The organism is Clostridium neuense (assembly GCF_045310695.1).
Lineage (GTDB): Bacteria > Bacillota > Clostridia > Clostridiales > Clostridiaceae > Clostridium_S > Clostridium_S neuense.
Genome location: NZ_JBJIAA010000004.1, coordinates 70,570 through 87,486, shown reverse-complemented (window position 1 = coordinate 87,486; position 16,917 = coordinate 70,570). Strand labels below are relative to the sequence as shown.

Below are 16,917 nucleotides of genomic sequence, written 5' to 3'. Positions count from 1 at the left end.
AAAATAATATTATAAATATTGACGATAGCGATTATATGTAATATTATCTTAATAGAGTTTAGGAGGTGAAATTATGATATTTGAAAAAGTTAAAGGTATTATAGCTGAACAGCTTGGATTAGAAAAAGATGAAATTACAATGGATTCTTCCTTTGTTGATGATCTAGGAGCAGATTCTCTTGATATAGTAGAATTAATAATGGCATTAGAAGAGGAATTTGATATAGAAATACCTGATGAAGATGCTGAAAAAGTTTCATTAGTAAAAGATGTTGTGGAATACATAAAAGCTCATACTGAGGAATAATATAAGTCCCGTATAATGCGGGGCTTTATATTTAAAATATTTTAAGTTTATTCTTGAAATTATTTAAGAAGAGATTCATAGGAGTAATTTGAAGAATGAACTTGGTTTAGGCGGTGAATATGTTTGTTGCATGAAGATAAAAAACTAAGCAGCTTAGAAAAAAAAATAGGTATTGCGTTTAATGATAAGGAACTTATTGAAACTGCAATAACTCATAGTTCTTTTGCAAACGAAAATAAGAATATAAAGTACAACGAAAGGCTTGAATTTCTAGGTGATGCAGTACTTGAACTATCAATATCTGAGTATTTATTTAAAAAATATGAAGGTATCTCAGAGGGGGAACTTACTAGAAAAAGAGCCCTTATAGTTTGTGAAGCCTCCTTGTATGAAGTTTCTAAGAGATGGGAGCTAGGAGACTATATAAAGATGAGTAAGGGAGAAGAGCTTACTGGAGGAAGAACTAGAGTTTCTATTCTTTCAGACTGCGTTGAGGCTATTATAGCTGCTATATATCTTGATAAGGGCTTTGAGTGTGTAAAAGGGTTTATTATTAAAGTTTTTGAAGATATAATTGAAAAGGCAGTTAGAAATGAAATTATACTTGATTATAAAACTAGACTTCAAGAAGTTCTTCAGGCTAATGGTAAAATAGATATAAAATATGAACTTGTAAGATATGAGGGACCACCACACAGAAGAAAGTTTTATACAAGCTTAATATTTGATGGTATCGTTAAAAGCAATGGAATTGGATATACAAAAAAGGAAGCAGAGCAGGATGCAGCACGTAAAGCATTGAAAGGATTGAAAAATTAGAATGAGCAGTGCACATTATATTATACCTATATTTGTTCCTCACGAGGGCTGCCCTCATAACTGTGTTTTTTGCAATCAAAATACAATTACAGGAGTTAATGATCTTGTAAATGCAGAGTATACAAGGGATACAATTGAAAAATATCTGAAAACCATTCCTAATACAAATGCTGTTATAGAAGTATCATTTTTTGGTGGCACATTTACAGCTATAAATATAGAAAAACAAAAAGAACTTTTACAGGTAGCAAAAGAGTATAAGGATAAGGGGATTATTCAGTATATACATCTTTCAACCCGCCCTGACTACATTGATAATGAGATACTTGATAACTTAAAAAATTACAATGCGGATGTAATTGAGCTTGGTATTCAATCTCTGGATAAAGAAGTTCTTTTAAAATCAGGAAGAGGGCATAGTGCTTTTGATGCTTTAAAGGCTTCAAAACTCATAAAAGAATATGGCTTTACCTTAGGCCATCAGATAATGCTTGGACTTCCTGGGGATAGTTTTGAGAAGGACATTGAAACAGCAAGAAAAAGTATAGAAATGAAACCTGATATTTGCAGAATATACCCATCCTTAGTTATTAAGGATACCCCAATGGAAAAGATGTATTTAGAAGGAATATATAAACCATATGATTTAGATGAGTGTATATCCATCTGCAAAGTTATATATGGAATGTATGTAGCAAACGATATAAATGTTATAAGGGTGGGACTTCAACCAACAAAGGAAATAAATGAAGGCGGTGACATTGTGGCTGGACCCTTTCATCCTGCTATAAGAGAACTTGTTGAAGGCAGTATAATTAATGATATGATTACTTCTTACCTTAAGAGCATTGATAGTGAGAAAGCTAAAGTCATTGTCAATGAAAGGGATATATCAAAGCTTTATGCAAATAAAAAGAAATTTTTTAATGACCTGAAGCTTCAGTTGCCTAATGTAGAAATTGAGGTTAATCAAAGTAAAGATATCCCTAGAAATTGCATTAAGATAATGTGTGGCGATTTAGTTACTGATTTATCCTTGAATAAATATATTAAAGATAAATATAAAAATTAAAGTTTACTATTAGATAGGATAAAGACCGTGTTTGTGCGGTTTTTTCTTTCTAAAATTAATAAAATGATATAAAATATAAATATATTATGAGAGGAAGATGTATATATGAGAAAAAATACAAGGGAAAAGGCTATAAAAATACTAGTTTTTGTTATTATTGCAGCAATGGTTTTGACCTTATTACCAACATTTGCATTTAGAGGTTAGAGTGGGAGAGTGCTTTTATGTTTCTTAAATCTATCGAGATAAGAGGATTTAAATCCTTTGCAGATAAAACTGAATTAGAATTAAAGGACGGAGTTACTGCTGTTGTTGGTCCTAATGGAAGTGGAAAAAGTAATATTTCAGATGCTGTGAGATGGGTACTTGGTGAGCAAAGTGTAAAAAACCTTAGAGGCGGGAAAATGGAAGATGTAATATTTGCTGGAACTCAGTACAGGAAGCCAGTTGGATTAGCTCAAGTATCATTAACTCTCGATAATAATGATAAGCTTTTAAATATAGATTATTCAGATGTTACAGTCTCAAGGAGGCTTTATAGATCTGGAGAAAGTGAATATTATATAAATAATACACAATGCAGGCTTAAAGATGTACAAGAGCTTTTTATGGATACTGGTATAGGAAAAGAAGGGTACTCCATAATAGGACAAGGTAAAATAGAAGCAGTTCTAAGTGGAAAGCCTGAGGAAAGAAGAGGTATCCTTGAAGAGGCGGCTGGAATAGTAAAATTTAAAACTAGAAAAGAAGAGGCAGAAAAGAAACTTCAAAATACAGAACAAAATTTAGTTAGAATTAGAGATATACTTGGAACCTATGAAGAAAGAATAGAACCACTTAGAATAGAAAGTGAAAAGGCGAACAGGTTTGTTACTTTATCTGATGAACTAAAGATAAAGGAAATCAATATGCTTGTATACTCTATTGATGAAATGAATGATAAGATTTCTCAGGTCAAAAAAGAGCTCGAAGGCATAGAAAGTGATATAAAAGAAAATCTAATTGAAAAAGATGAAATTCAAGAAGAAAAAGATAAGGCAGAGAATGAGCTAAATAAATTTGAGAGTGAGTATGCAGAAAAAAGAAATGATTACTATAAAAACAAGTCAGAATATCAAAAAGTAACTTCTGAGATAGAATTACTTAATGAAAGAGTAAAAAATCTTAATGAAACTATTGATAAAATAAACAGCCAGATTAATAACTCAAAAGAAAAAATCAAGGAATTTGAGAATAAATATAAAAGCTATAGTGAAATTTTTAATGAAGAAAAAATTAAGCAGAAGGATATTTCTGAAAAACTTACTTCGGCTGAAAAGCTTAAAAGTGAAGCTGAAAATAGCTTTAAAGATCAAGACAATATGATTAAAAAGTATAAAAATGATGCTATAGAAATAATAAGCTTAATATCTGAAAATAAAAATAATGCTGTTATGCTCCAAAAGGAAATCGATGATTTAAATGGAAGAATTGGTAGTATACAGGCTACTAATGAAAGTCATTTGAACTCTATAAAAATAAATCAAAACACTAAAATCATGCTTGAAAAAAATAAAAGTGAAATAGAAAAAAAAGTATTACAGTATAAAGAAGATATAAAAATTCATAAGAAGGAAATTTCAGGCTTAAATAAAATGATTGCTTCTGATGAAGATAAACTTAAACATTTAAATTTAGAATATAATAAAAATGAGGCTAATAAAAATGTTTTAATTAATCTTGAAAAGCAATATGAAGGATATAATAAATCAGTAAAAACGCTTATGTCACATATTAGCAAAGGATTAATTGCGGATGCTAAAGAAGAATGTTTTGTACTGGGTGATATAATAACTGTTTCTAGAAAATTTGAAGTTGCTATAGAGATAGCTCTAGGAGCTGCTATTTCTGATGTTGTTACCAAAAACGAAGTTACAGCTAAAAGACTTATAACGTACCTTAAAACTAACAATATTGGAAGGGCAACATTTTTACCTCTTAATATACTAAAGAGTCGTAAGCTTCAAATTAATGAAGAAATAAAAAAACAGGATGGATTTATAGGCATAGCTAGTGAACTTATTAACTATGACGCTGTTTTTACACCTGCTTTAAATTATACCTTAGGCAGAACTGTAATTGCAGAGAATATGGATAAAGCTTTAAATATAGCTAAAAAAAGTGGATATTCATTTAAGATTGTAACTCTTTCTGGTGAAGTAATTAATCCAGGAGGCTCTATGACAGGTGGTAGTGTTTACAATAAAGCTGTAAATGTCATAAGTAGAAAAAGGGAAATAAACGAATACTCTAGCAAAATAGAAAATATTACCAAGGAAATAAATCAATTAACAGCTAAAATAAATAATAATAAAGTTTCAGTAAAAAAATTAGATGATATGTGTCTTGATATAGTGGATTTAATGCATAATCATAATATAGAAATTACTAAAATTGAAGAGAGAATTAAATCTATAGATATGGATACAAATAAGCTGAATAAAAGTTATGAAGTCTCAAATGAGGAAGTAAATATAATAAATAAAAATATTGAGGATAAAATAAAAAGACTTGAAGAAAATAAAAAAGTATTGGTAAAGCTTAATGATGAGGAAGAAAACAATAATAGAAGAATAGAAGAACTTGAAAATTACGTGAAAAATGCAAGAGAAAACATTTCCACGTTAAATGAAGAAATAACCTCTCTTAAAGTAAAGAAAGCTCAAATTGATGAGATTGTGTTGTCAAGAAAGAGAGAGTTAGATAGATATAAAGAAGAAATTTTAAGCCTTAAAAATCAAGAAAAGGAACTCAATAATGAGTATAGACAAAGTGTAGAAAACGAACAAAGGTGTAAAAGTAATATACAAATTGATGAGGATAAACTAAAGGAAATTGATGAAAATATTAAAAACTTAGAAGGGCAATTAAAAGAAAGCGAAGTTTTGAGCATAAAGATAAAAGAGAATATAAAGGTTAATAATAGTAAGATAGAGAATCTTAATTCTGTAATGCAAAAAAAAGAAATTGAAAAACATAAGTGTGAAATTACCTTAACAAGAATGGATACAGAAAATAAGAATTTCTATAATAAGCTAAATGATGATTTTAAAATTACTTATGCTGAAGCTCTTAATTTTAAAGAAGACTTAGGAAATGTTGTTAGCTATAAAAGCAGAATTAATTATTTAAATAGTGAAATAAAGAAAATTGGGACAGTAAATGTTGCTTCCATAGAGGAATACAAGGATGTAAAGGAAAAGTATACCTTCATGCTCTCACAAAAGGAAGATTTGGATAATGCTAAAGAAGAATTATTTAAAGTTATAAAGGAAATGACAGATAAAATGAGGGCTGTTTTTAAAGAAAATTTTGAAAAGCTAAGGGAAAATTTCAAAGAAACTTTTAAAGAATTATTTAAGGGTGGAAGTGCAGATTTAATACTTGCTGGAGAGGATGAACTTACATGTAATATAGAAATAAATGTTCAGCCGCCAGGAAAGAAGCTTCAGAACATAAATTTAATGTCTGGAGGAGAAAAAGGATTATCAGCTATAGCACTTTTATTTGCAATATTGAAAATGAAACCAAGTCCATTTTGTATACTTGATGAAATAGAAGCTGCACTTGATGATGCTAATGTGTTCAGATATGCAGAGTTTTTAAAGAAATTTTCAAAAAGCACACAGTTCATAGTAATTACTCATAGAAAAGGTACTATGGAGGCGGGAGATATATTATATGGTGTTACGATGGAGGAAAAGGGAGTCTCAAAAATTGTTTCTGTAGATTTAAATAAAAATTTATATCAATAAAGATAAGTCATCTTGAAACTTAAAATTTATTTGTACCAAAATGGCGTCTTCTGGAAATTATGGTGCACATAAATTTCAATAGTTGAAGAGGTTTGTCTATAGTAAAGGAGAATTTCAATGTTTAATAAGTTTTTTGATAAACTAAAAAATGGTCTTGCAAAAACAAAAAATAATTTTACAGATAAAATAAGTGAAGCTTTAAAGTCAACTGTAACAATCGATGATGATTTATACGATGAAATTGAAGAAATTTTAGTTACTTCGGATATTGGTGTTGAAACTTCAATGTACATAATAGAAAAGTTAAAAGAAGTTATAAAAGAAGAAAAAGTAAAAGATCCACAGCTTGTAAATACATACTTAAAGAAGGTCATAGTTGAAATAATTGGAACAGATAAAGGAACTTTAATCCCAGAAAAAGTCCCTGAAACTGTTTTAGTTATAGGGGTTAATGGAGTTGGAAAAACAACATCTATAGGTAAAATATCAGCAAAATTGAAAAATGAAAATTATAAAGTTGTTATGGCAGCAGCAGATACTTTTAGGGCAGCAGCTATAGATCAGCTTGAAATATGGAGTGAAAGAGCAGAGGTTGATATAATAAAGCATCAGGAAGGGTCAGATCCATCAGCTGTGGTTTTTGATGGAATTCAGGCCGCTAAGGCAAGAAAAGCTGATGTATTGATATGTGATACTGCTGGAAGACTTCATAATAAGAAAAATCTTATGAACGAGCTTGAAAAAATAAACAGAGTAATTGATAGGGAATTTAGTGAAAGTGCTAGAAAAACATTACTTGTTTTAGATGCAACTACAGGACAAAATGCTGTTATACAAGCTAAAGAATTTATGGAAGTATGTAAAATAGATGGAATAATTCTAACAAAACTTGATGGAACAGCTAAAGGTGGAGTTGTTATTTCTATTAAGCATTCGCTTGGAATTCCGGTTGAGCTTATAGGAGTAGGTGAAGGTATAGATGATCTTCAAGAATTTGATCCTGAAGCATTTGTAGAAGCTTTGTTTTAGGCATATAGAGAAATAAATACATGTGTTAAGTAAAAATACTTGACACATGTATTTTTTTTTGATATTATGTTCTAGTAAGTTGGTGATTTATATGGAAGAAAGAGTTTACTTATCCATGCTGCTTGGTTTGTATGGAAGTTTACTTACAGATAAGCAAAGGGATATTATGAAATTATATTATGATGATGATTTGTCTCTGTCTGAAATATCGGAAATAACCACTACTACAAGGCAGGCAATTTATGATATTATAAAAAGATGCCATAAAACTTTGCTTAACTACGAAAAAAATCTTCAACTGCTAGAGAAATACAACAAAAATGAAGATTTAAAAAAGAGTATAAAAGAAGATTTAGTTAAAGCAAAATATAAGATTAAAGATAATGAAATTTTAAGCATAATTCATGATATTGAAAATAAATTGGAACAAATATAGTTTTATACTGTAATTGAAAAGGAGGTTTAACATGGCTTTTGAAGGATTGGCCTCTAAGCTCCAGAATGCAATGAAAAAACTTAGGGGAAAAGGAAAACTTTCTGAAAAGGATATTAAGGATGCTATGCGAGAAGTTAAGCTTGCACTTCTTGAAGCAGATGTTAATTATAAAGTTGTTAAGGATTTTATAAAGAAAGTAGGAGATAAGTGTCTTGGTAAAGAAGTTATGGAAAGCCTTACTCCTGCTCAACAGGTAATAAAGATTGTTAATGAAGAACTTACAGCTTTAATGGGTGGAAGTGAAAGTAAACTTAAGTTTAAAGATAATGGAATTACAGTTTTTTTGGCAGTAGGTCTTCAAGGTGCTGGTAAAACTACAATGTGTGGTAAACTTGCACTTAATCTAAAGAAAAATAAAAAACCTCTTTTAGTTGCTTGTGATATATATAGACCAGCAGCTATAAAACAACTTGAAGTTGTAGGAAAATCAATTGATGTCCCTGTTTTTTCAATGGGTGATAAGGTTAATCCTGTAGATATATCTAAAGCGGCTATAAGCTATGCTAAGGATAACGGATTTAATACTGTTATAATTGATACAGCAGGAAGACTACACATAGATGAAGAACTTATGAATGAACTTTCTGATATAAAAAATGAAGTCGTGCCTGATGAAATTTTGCTTGTTGTAGATGCAATGACTGGTCAGGATGCTGTAAATGTAGCAGATACCTTTAATGAAAAGCTGGATGTTACAGGTGTTGTTTTGACTAAGCTCGATGGAGATACAAGAGGTGGTGCTGCACTTTCAATTAAAGCTATGACTGGTAAACCAATTAAGTTTGCTGGAATTGGCGAGAAGATGAATGACTTAGAAGTTTTTCATCCAGAAAGAATGGCATCAAGAATACTTGGCATGGGTGATGTCCTAACCTTAATTGAAAAGGCTCAATCTGCTATTGATGAGAAGACTGCCAAGGAACTTGGAAATAAAATGATGAGTCAAGATTTTAATTTTGATGATTTTTTAAGTTATGTAGATCAGATGAAAAAAATGGGACCATTCAGCAAGATAATGGAAATGCTTCCTGGAGTGAATACGAGTGCTATGAAAGGTATGGATTTTTCTGAAGGAGAAAAGTCTATGAAAAGATATGAAGCTATTATTCATTCTATGACTATGAAGGAAAGAAAAAACCCTAACCTTGTAAGCTCAAATTCATCTAGAAAAAAGAGAATTGCAAAGGGTTCTGGGGTAACTATACAGGAAGTGAATAAGTTATTAAAACAATTTGAAATGATTAAAAAGTTTACAAAACAATTTAAGAATGGTAAAAAGATGTCTAAAAAAGGTTTGTTTGGAAACTTTCCTTTTTAGTATAAATATTCAGGTTGGTGAAAACATGTCATGTACAGCATTATGCTTACTTTGGCTAAGATGATTTCGCAATTATATGAAGGAGGTGAATATACATGGCAGTTAAAATAAGATTAAAAAGAATGGGTGCTAAAAAAGCTCCTTTTTACAGAATAGTTGTAGCTGATTCTAGAAGTCCAAGAGATGGAAGATTCATAGAAGAATTAGGATATTACAATCCAACTACAGATCCTGTTACTGTTAAATTTGATGAAGAAAAAGTTAGAACATGGATAAAGAATGGTGCTCAACCATCAGATACAGTAAAAAAACTTATAAACAAAGGTGGAATAGCAACAAAGTAGTAATTGGAGGTGTAGTCCATGAAGCAATTACTAGAGACTATAGCTAAGTCATTAGTTGATTATCCAGATAAAGTTCAGGTTGCTGAAGTTACTGGAGAACAGTCAATAATACTTGAACTAAAAGTTGCACCAGAGGATATGGGTAAAGTAATAGGAAAACAGGGTAGGATAGCGAAAGCTATAAGAACTGTTGTGAAAGCAGCAGCTGTTAAAGAAAATAAACATGTTGTTGTTGAAATAATATAAGGGTTAGCTTGCTAACTCTTATATTTTTTCATTAATTTAATTAGAAATAATCTAAATTTGGGAGGTATGCCCTCCTAAATTTTATTATGTAGGAGATGTATAAATATGGTTGTTTGTGTAAATAATAATTATATAATGCATTTTAATTAAATTAGTGGATAATTGTTTACAAATGTAATATAATTACTCTATGTTTAAACGTGTTTTGGAGGTAATTAAAATTGACAGAATTTTTTAATGTAGGTCAAATTATAAACACTCATGGTGTAAAGGGTGAAGTTAAAGTTTATCCACTAACGGATGATGCTAAACGCTTTAGAAAATTAAAAGAAGTGTATATAGATGATGAGGTAAAAAAGATAAAATGGTGCAAGATCCAGCCTGATAAAGTAATATTAAAGTTGGAAGGAATAGAAAGTATAGAAGAGGCTTTTAAATTAAAGAACAAATACATTACAATACCTAGAGAAGAAGCAGCTGATTTAAAAGAAGGTCAATATTTTATTGCAGATATAAAAGGCTGCAGTGTATTTGATGAAAATGAAAGCTATTTAGGTAAAGTTTATGATGTAATAAGCACTAAAAATAATGATGTATACTGGGTAAAAAGACCAGATGAAGAAGACTTGCTAATTCCTGCCCTTAAAGATATTATAATTAGCGTAAGTATAAATGATAGTAAAATAATTATAAAGGCTGTTGACACATGGAAAGAAAGTTAAAGATAGATATATTAACATTATTTCCTGAAATGTTTGATGTATTTAACTATAGTATAATAGGAAGGGCAAGGGAAAATAATATAGTTGAAATAAATACATATAACATAAGAGATTATAGTTTAGATAAGCATAAAAAAACCGATGATTATCCTTATGGAGGAGGGGCAGGTATGGTTATGACTCCTCAGCCTATAGTTGATTGCATAAAAAAGGTAAAGCAGAGCAATAAAGGTAAAGTTATTTTTATGGGACCTAAAGGTAAAAGGTTTGATCAAAATATGGCTAAAAATATAAGTAAAGAAAATGAAATTATTATATTGTGTGGTCATTATGAGGGAATAGATGAAAGAGTATATAAATATATCGATGAAGAAATTTCTCTTGGAGACTTTGTTTTGACGGGTGGAGAGATGGCATGTATTCCTATAGTAGATAGTATCTGCAGAATGCTCCCAGGAGTTCTAAAAACAAGCGAGAGCTATACTGACGAATCTTTTTACAGTGGACTTCTTGAATACCCTCAATATACGAGGCCAGAAGTATTTGAAGGAGAAGTGGTTCCAGAAGTTTTGCTTTCCGGTCATCATGAAAATATTAGAAAATGGAGAAGAAAAGAATCCATTTTAATTACGCTTAAAAATAGAAAAGATTTATTAGATAATATGGTTTTAAGTGAAGAGGATAAAAAAATACTTAAAGAAAATAAATAACCTTAAAAGTTATTAAAGATAAACCACTTCCAAATTTATTTGTACCAAAATGACGTCTTATGGGCATTTTAGTGCACATGAATTTCAATAGTTGAAGCAGTTTATCTATACATAAATATTTGGTGTTGCAATATATTTGTTTTTATGATAGAATACACTTTGTGCTAGTACGGGCGGTCCTCTAGGTTTAAAAGAGAAATCCACGAACGTCAAATTTATCGTTAGGAGGGAATGCACATGTTAGAAGTAATAAAGAATATCGAAGCAGAACAAATAAGGAAAGATCTACCAGCTTTTAATGTAGGAGATACTGTTAAAGTTGATGTTAAGATCAAAGAAGGAGAAAAAGAAAGAATTCAAGCTTTCGAAGGTACCGTTATAAAGAGACAAAACGGTGGTTTAAGAGAAACTTTCACTGTAAGAAGAGTAGCTTACGGAGTTGGTGTTGAAAGAACATTTCCTTTAAATGCTCCTATAATTGATACAATTAAAGTAGTAAGAAGAGGTAAAGTAAGAAGAGCTAAACTATACTATTTAAGAGATAGAGTAGGTAAAGCTGCAAAGGTAAAAGAAATAATACAAAAATAGGGGCATAAGTCCCTTTTTTATTATCATGGTGGTGGAAAAATATGGTTAAGCAGTTACTTCAACTTGGAAAGACATTAGTAATTGCACTAATAGCAGCAACGCTTATTATAATGTTTGTTTTTGAAACAGTAAGTGTTGATGGAACTTCTATGTATAGCACTCTTCATAATAATGATAGGTTAGTAATAGAGAAAGTATCTTATCGTTTTAAAAAGCCTGAGAAAGGTGATATTATAGTATTTAAATATCCAAGTGATACTAGCAAAAAATTTATAAAGAGAGTTATTGCTGTTGGTGGAGATAAAATAAAAATATCTAATGATAGAGTATACGTTAATGGCAAAAGGATAAGTGAACCTTATGCTTATTTTATAGATGGAAGTAATAATGTAATTCAGGATTATAGAATTCATAATTATGCAGAAGCAACTGTACCTAAGGATTCCGTATTCGTACTTGGTGATAATAGATATAATAGTCTTGATAGCAGATTTGAAGATGAAGTTGGATTTGTAAATGATAAGCTTATAATAGGAAAAGAATTGCTTAGAATTTATCCTTTTAATAAAATAGGAAGGGTTAGATAGTATGATTAATTCTATAAATTGGTTTCCAGGTCATATGGCCAAAACAAGAAGAGAAATAAAAGAAAACCTAAAGTTGGTGGATGCAGTAATTGAAATAAGAGATTCCAGAATTGTAAAGTCAAGTGCTAATCCTGAAATAGATAAGATTTGTGCAAATAAACCGAGGGTAATTCTTCTTAATAAATGTGATTTGGCAGAAGATAGTGTTAATAGCCAGTGGATTAAGTATTTGTCTACTGATAAAATAAATGTTTTACCCGTAAATTGTCTTAATGGTAAAGGATTAAATAAAATAAGACCAGCTTTAAATGTAATTTTGAAAGATAAATTAGAGAAGCTTAAAAATAAAGGTATACAAAATTATGTAATAAGAGTAATGGTTGTAGGTATACCTAATGTAGGTAAGTCTTCGTTTATAAATAAAATGGCTAGGAACAATATTGCAAAGATAGGCAATAAGCCTGGCGTTACTAAAAGCAGGCAGTGGATAAAAACAGATATAGGAATTGAATTAATGGATACACCAGGAATATTATGGCCTAAATTTGAGGATGAAAATGTAGGCATTAATTTAGCATTTACTGGAGCAATTAAGGATGAGATACTGGATATAGAGGAATTAGCTTTAAAATTAGTTGGATTTCTTCAAGATAATTATTCTTCAAAGATTAAAGAAAGATATAAGCTAGAAGAAATTTGTGAAAATCCACTTGATAATATGGAGAATATAGCGAGAAAAAGAGGCGCTCTTTTGAAGGGTGGAGAAATAGATTATAATAGAGTTTCAGTTATGCTGCTCGATGAGTTTAGGGATGGTAAACTTGGAAACATATCCTTAGAAAGGCCGTGATGTATTTGGATTTTCTGAAAATGAATTTTAAGGATATTAAGCAGTACGTATCTTTAAAAGATGAAAAAGAACAGCTTGAAATAGCTGATTCTTTAATTACAGATAGCAGAAAAAATGTAAGCAGCTTAGGTAAACAAATTTTAAAGAACAAAGAGAAAAAGGACCAAGAAATAAAGAGAGTACGTGGTATGTACAATTTTGATAAAAATTTTGGAGATATTATTATAGCAGGCGTGGACGAGGTTGGAAGAGGTCCACTTGCAGGTCCAATTGTAGGAGCTGCTGTTATACTCAATCTAAATGTCGTGGACAGTGAATTAATATTAGGAATAAATGACTCTAAAAAGCTAAGCCCTAAAAAAAGAGAAGAACTATCTAAAATCATAAAAGAAAAAGCTTTAAGTTATGAAATTGCAGAGTTAGATAACAGAGAGATTGATGAAAAAGGAATAGGCTGGTGTAATAATGAAATTTTTAAAATTGCTTGTTCAAGGTTAAACAAAAAACCAGCTTTGGTAATATCGGATGGTTACGCAGTTAAAGGATTAAATATTCGAAATAATTTTGTTGTTAAAGGTGATGCTAAAAGTGCAAGCATAGCTTGTGCATCTATTATAGCTAAAGTGTATAGAGATGAACTGATGCATAAATATGCTGATAAGTACCCACAATATGGTTTTGAAAGTAATGTTGGATATGGTTCAACGGGACATATTGAAGCTATTAAGAAAAATGGAGTTTGTCCAATACATAGAATGAGTTTTTTGAAAAATATTATATAGTATTAAATAAAAATGCATTTCAAGTTTTTAAATTTGAAATGCATTTTCTATATAATTTATAAGCTGCTTATTATTATTGTAGTTGAATGTGATTTCAATAACATCAAATCTAAAATCGAAGTTCATAAGATTATTCTTAGTAATGAAAAACTTTGCAGCTTTATATATTTTTAATTTTTTTGTAAAGTTTACTGCTTCACAGGGTTTGCCATAAAGAACATTGTAGCGGCTCTTTACCTCTATAAAAGCTACAGTATTATGTTTTTGAGCAATTATATCTATTTCACCAATTTTACACTTGAAATTTCTATCTAGTATAGTATAACCAAGCTTTTTGAGATGCTCATTTGCTAGATCTTCGCCGTAATTGCCTATTATTTTATTTTTTCTATACATTGAATTATTCTCCTTAGTGTTTATAAAGATAAACTACCTTAAAACTTGAAATTTATTTGTACTAAAATGCCGTATTCTGGGCATTATGGTGTACATGAATTTCAGTAGTTGAAACGGTTTATATATAGTTTAAATGATATGCTCATTTAAAAAATTTCTATATTGTATAGCTTCAAGTATATGTTCCTTTTCTATATTTTCTTTTTTATCTAAATCAGCTATTGTACGAGAAACTTTTAGTATTTTGTTATATGCTCTTATACTTAGATGGTATTTATTATATACAAATTCAAGGATTGACGAAGATTTAGCATCAAGTTTACAGTATTTTTTTATATCTTCTGACTTCATATCCGAGTTGCAATAGAAATTACATTTACTGAATCTTTCTTTTTGTATTGATCTTGCATAGTTTATTCTTTTGCGTACGGTTTCAGAGGACTCATTTTCAAATTCCCTATTTGTTAGATCGCTGTATTTTATATCATTTACAAAAGCAAAAATATCAATTCTATCCAAAAGAGGTCCCGATAATTTAGAAAGATATTTTTTTCGATCATAATCTGTGCAGGTACATGGTTTAGAAGAACCATAAAAACCGCAAGGACATGGATTAAGGGCACCTACAAGCATAAAATTAGATGGATATATTACACTTCCAGATGCTCTTGATATCATAACAGTTTTATCTTCAAGGGGCTGCCTCAATGCTTCTAAAACATTTTTATTGAATTCAAGCATTTCATCTAGAAAGAGTACTCCGGTATGAGCTAAAGAAACTTCACCAGGAGTTAATTTTGTACTTCCTCCAATAAGACTAGTTTTTGTACAGGTATGGTGAGGATTTCTAAATGGTCTTCTTGTGATCATATTATTGTCATTTAACTCACCACATATACTATATAACTTAGTTATTTCAATTGCTTCCTTATAACTGAGTTTTGGAAGTATGGAGGGTATTCTTCTAGCTATCATGGTTTTACCTGATCCAGGAGGACCGAGCAAAATTATATTATGTTTCCCAGCAGCTGCAACTTCAATTGCTCTTTTGCATGCAGTTTGGCCTGAGACATCTGAAAAATCCAGTTTATATTTAGTTTTGGATTTTATTTTGCTCTTATGGTAAGGAAGCATATCCCTATATTTTATAAAGTTTATAAGTTCAATTAGATTTCCAAAAGGGTATATTTGAGATTTTTCAGTTATTGAACATTCTTCAGCATTTTTTAGTGGAACAATGAATTTAGTAAAGCTCTTTGATAAGCCTTCTAAAACAATAGTTAAAGCACCATTTACGGGATTTATGTTTCCATTCAAGGATAATTCACCTAGTAATATGTATTCATTTGAATTGCTAAAGCTTATCTGATTTGTGGCCATTAGTATTCCAATAGCAATTGGTAGGTCGTACAAGGAGCCTTCCTTTCTAAGATTAGCTGGTGCTAAATTTACAGTTATTCTTTTAACTGGAAAGTTAAAGCCTGAATTTATTATTGCAGAGCGTACTCGTTCCTTTGATTCTCTTACAGCAGTATCAGCTAAACCGACTATATTAAAAGACGGCAAGCCTCTTGTTATATCAACTTCTACAGAGACCATAAAAGCATTTATGCCTGATAGTGCAGCTGAGTTTATTACAATAGCCAATATTAATCACCTCTAACAAAATTATTGACAATATATGTATTTATATTCAAATTATATTGAATAAAAAAAATATTTGTGTTTAGAATTAATAAAAAAAATGTAGAGGTAATTAAGCTTATGAATGATTATGATTTGTGGTTTACTACTATAAACGCGTCAAACAAAGATAAATTGAATTTAATAAAGCAGTTTGGAAATACAAAAGAAATATGGTATATGTTTATTAGTAAAAATAAAGCTATGGCAAAATTTTATTATGATAAAGATAGAATAAATCAAATTAAGCAGGAAATGATAAAAGAAGAAATAAGAGTAGTTTTTTATTATGAAGAAGATTATCCTAAGGTGTTAAAAAACTATGATGATATGCCATTTGGTTTATTCTATAAAGGTAATATAAAAAAACTAAACAGCATAAGTACTAATGTGGGAGTTGTTGGATCACGTAATTGTACTCACTATGGGTTTGATATTACTAAAATATTAATAGAGGATTTAGTTAAGCAGGACATTGGAATTATAAGTGGAATGGCAAGAGGAATAGATACCTATGCCCATACGCAATGCCTTGAGAATAATGGATATACATGTGCTGTACTTGGTTGTGGTGCAAATGTAATATATCCAAGAGAAAATAGGGGACTGTATTGCCAAATTGTTGACAAGGGGTGTATAATTTCACAATATGAGCCTAATACAAAACCAATGCCATATAATTTTCCAATTAGAAATAGAATTATAAGTGGGTTAAGTGATTTAATTATAGTGGTTGAAGCTGGGATTAAAAGTGGATCACTTATAACTGCAAATTCAGCACTTGATCAGGGAAAAGAGGTTGCAGCAGTTCCTGGTTCAGTTTTTTCAAAGGCGAGCCTTGGAACTAATATGCTAATAAAAGAAGGTGCACATTCAATTACAAAATCTAGTGATGTATTTGATATTTTAGGACTGCAGGTTAAAAATAACGGCTACAGCAATTATGAAGAAAAGATAAAATTTCAGAAACCAGAAGAAAAAAAATTATATAACCTTATTACAGATGTTCCAATGCATGTGGATGATATTAAAAGATTAACTAATATTGACATTAAGGAGTTATATGCGTTATTATTTGAAATGCAGTTAAAAAATGAAATTTTATGTCTAGGCGGAAATTATTATGTTAAAATTAATAACGCTTTTAAATAATATATTTGAATATTTTAAGACA

At 30.0% G+C, this 16,917-nt stretch carries 18 protein-coding genes; 16 read left to right on the top strand and 2 right to left on the bottom strand.

Features of this window, described 5'->3' with window-relative positions; all coding sequences use genetic code 11:
* Positions 1–73: 73 nt before the first annotated feature.
* From acpP to ACJDT4_RS05515, 15 genes are all read left to right on the top strand, one after another.
* The gene (gene acpP, locus ACJDT4_RS05585; protein WP_406786555.1) at positions 74–307 is read left to right on the top strand and encodes an acyl carrier protein; all 234 of its coding nucleotides are present in this window, start codon (positions 74–76) and stop codon (positions 305–307) included.
* 123 nt (positions 308–430) lie between these two features.
* On the top strand, positions 431–1,126 hold the full coding sequence (rnc, locus tag ACJDT4_RS05580; RefSeq protein WP_406786554.1) for a ribonuclease III: 696 nt from the start codon (positions 431–433) through the stop codon (positions 1,124–1,126).
* A 1-nt stretch (position 1,127) separates the two neighbouring features.
* Complete coding sequence (locus ACJDT4_RS05575; protein WP_406786553.1) at positions 1,128–2,198, top strand: elongator complex protein 3; 1,071 nt, start codon at positions 1,128–1,130, stop codon at positions 2,196–2,198.
* Between the two features lie 224 nt (positions 2,199–2,422).
* Positions 2,423–5,992 carry a chromosome segregation protein SMC gene (gene smc / locus ACJDT4_RS05570; protein ID WP_406786552.1) on the top strand — a complete coding sequence of 1,190 codons (3,570 nt, stop codon included), beginning with the start codon at positions 2,423–2,425 and terminating at the stop codon, positions 5,990–5,992.
* 117 nt (positions 5,993–6,109) lie between these two features.
* Positions 6,110–7,021: a signal recognition particle-docking protein FtsY gene (gene ftsY / locus ACJDT4_RS05565; protein WP_406786551.1), complete on the top strand. Its 912-nt coding sequence runs from the start codon at positions 6,110–6,112 to the stop codon at positions 7,019–7,021.
* A 91-nt stretch (positions 7,022–7,112) separates the two neighbouring features.
* Complete coding sequence (locus ACJDT4_RS05560; protein WP_406786550.1) at positions 7,113–7,457, top strand: putative DNA-binding protein; 345 nt, start codon at positions 7,113–7,115, stop codon at positions 7,455–7,457.
* Positions 7,458–7,488: 31 nt separating this feature from the next.
* Positions 7,489–8,835, top strand: coding sequence for a signal recognition particle protein (gene ffh, locus ACJDT4_RS05555; protein ID WP_406786549.1), 1,347 nt, complete (start codon positions 7,489–7,491; stop codon positions 8,833–8,835).
* 95 nt (positions 8,836–8,930) lie between these two features.
* The gene (gene rpsP, locus ACJDT4_RS05550; RefSeq protein ID WP_406786548.1) at positions 8,931–9,179 is read left to right on the top strand and encodes a 30S ribosomal protein S16; all 249 of its coding nucleotides are present in this window, start codon (positions 8,931–8,933) and stop codon (positions 9,177–9,179) included.
* Between the two features lie 18 nt (positions 9,180–9,197).
* Positions 9,198–9,425, top strand: coding sequence for a KH domain-containing protein (locus ACJDT4_RS05545; protein ID WP_406786547.1), 228 nt, complete (start codon positions 9,198–9,200; stop codon positions 9,423–9,425).
* 221 nt (positions 9,426–9,646) lie between these two features.
* The gene (rimM, locus tag ACJDT4_RS05540; protein WP_406786546.1) at positions 9,647–10,147 is read left to right on the top strand and encodes a ribosome maturation factor RimM; all 501 of its coding nucleotides are present in this window, start codon (positions 9,647–9,649) and stop codon (positions 10,145–10,147) included.
* On the top strand, positions 10,132–10,857 hold the full coding sequence (trmD, locus tag ACJDT4_RS05535; RefSeq protein ID WP_406786545.1) for a tRNA (guanosine(37)-N1)-methyltransferase TrmD: 726 nt from the start codon (positions 10,132–10,134) through the stop codon (positions 10,855–10,857). The genes rimM and trmD overlap by 16 nt, the downstream gene beginning before the upstream one ends.
* A gap of 237 nt (positions 10,858–11,094) precedes the next feature.
* The gene (gene rplS / locus ACJDT4_RS05530; protein WP_406786544.1) at positions 11,095–11,445 is read left to right on the top strand and encodes a 50S ribosomal protein L19; all 351 of its coding nucleotides are present in this window, start codon (positions 11,095–11,097) and stop codon (positions 11,443–11,445) included.
* Between the two features lie 41 nt (positions 11,446–11,486).
* Positions 11,487–12,032, top strand: a complete 546-nt coding sequence (gene lepB, locus ACJDT4_RS05525; RefSeq protein WP_406786543.1) for a signal peptidase I — start codon at positions 11,487–11,489, stop codon at positions 12,030–12,032.
* Position 12,033: 1 nt separating this feature from the next.
* Positions 12,034–12,882, top strand: a complete 849-nt coding sequence (ylqF, locus tag ACJDT4_RS05520) for a ribosome biogenesis GTPase YlqF (RefSeq protein ID WP_406786542.1) — start codon at positions 12,034–12,036, stop codon at positions 12,880–12,882.
* Positions 12,883–12,902: 20 nt separating this feature from the next.
* Positions 12,903–13,664, top strand: a complete 762-nt coding sequence (locus ACJDT4_RS05515; RefSeq protein ID WP_406786541.1) for a ribonuclease HII — start codon at positions 12,903–12,905, stop codon at positions 13,662–13,664.
* 27 nt (positions 13,665–13,691) lie between these two features.
* Here ACJDT4_RS05515 and ACJDT4_RS05510 read toward each other — a convergent pair whose 3' ends face one another.
* Positions 13,692–14,060: a YraN family protein gene (locus ACJDT4_RS05510; protein ID WP_406786540.1), complete on the bottom strand. Its 369-nt coding sequence runs from the start codon at positions 14,058–14,060 to the stop codon at positions 13,692–13,694.
* Positions 14,061–14,189: 129 nt separating this feature from the next.
* Positions 14,190–15,707 (bottom strand): YifB family Mg chelatase-like AAA ATPase, encoded by a 1,518-nt coding sequence (locus ACJDT4_RS05505; RefSeq protein ID WP_406786539.1) that lies wholly within the window; start codon positions 15,705–15,707, stop codon positions 14,190–14,192.
* Between the two features lie 117 nt (positions 15,708–15,824).
* Here ACJDT4_RS05505 and dprA point away from each other — a divergent pair, with 117 nt between their 5' ends.
* Positions 15,825–16,895: a DNA-processing protein DprA gene (gene dprA / locus ACJDT4_RS05500; RefSeq protein WP_406786538.1), complete on the top strand. Its 1,071-nt coding sequence runs from the start codon at positions 15,825–15,827 to the stop codon at positions 16,893–16,895.
* Positions 16,896–16,917 lie beyond the last annotated feature (22 nt).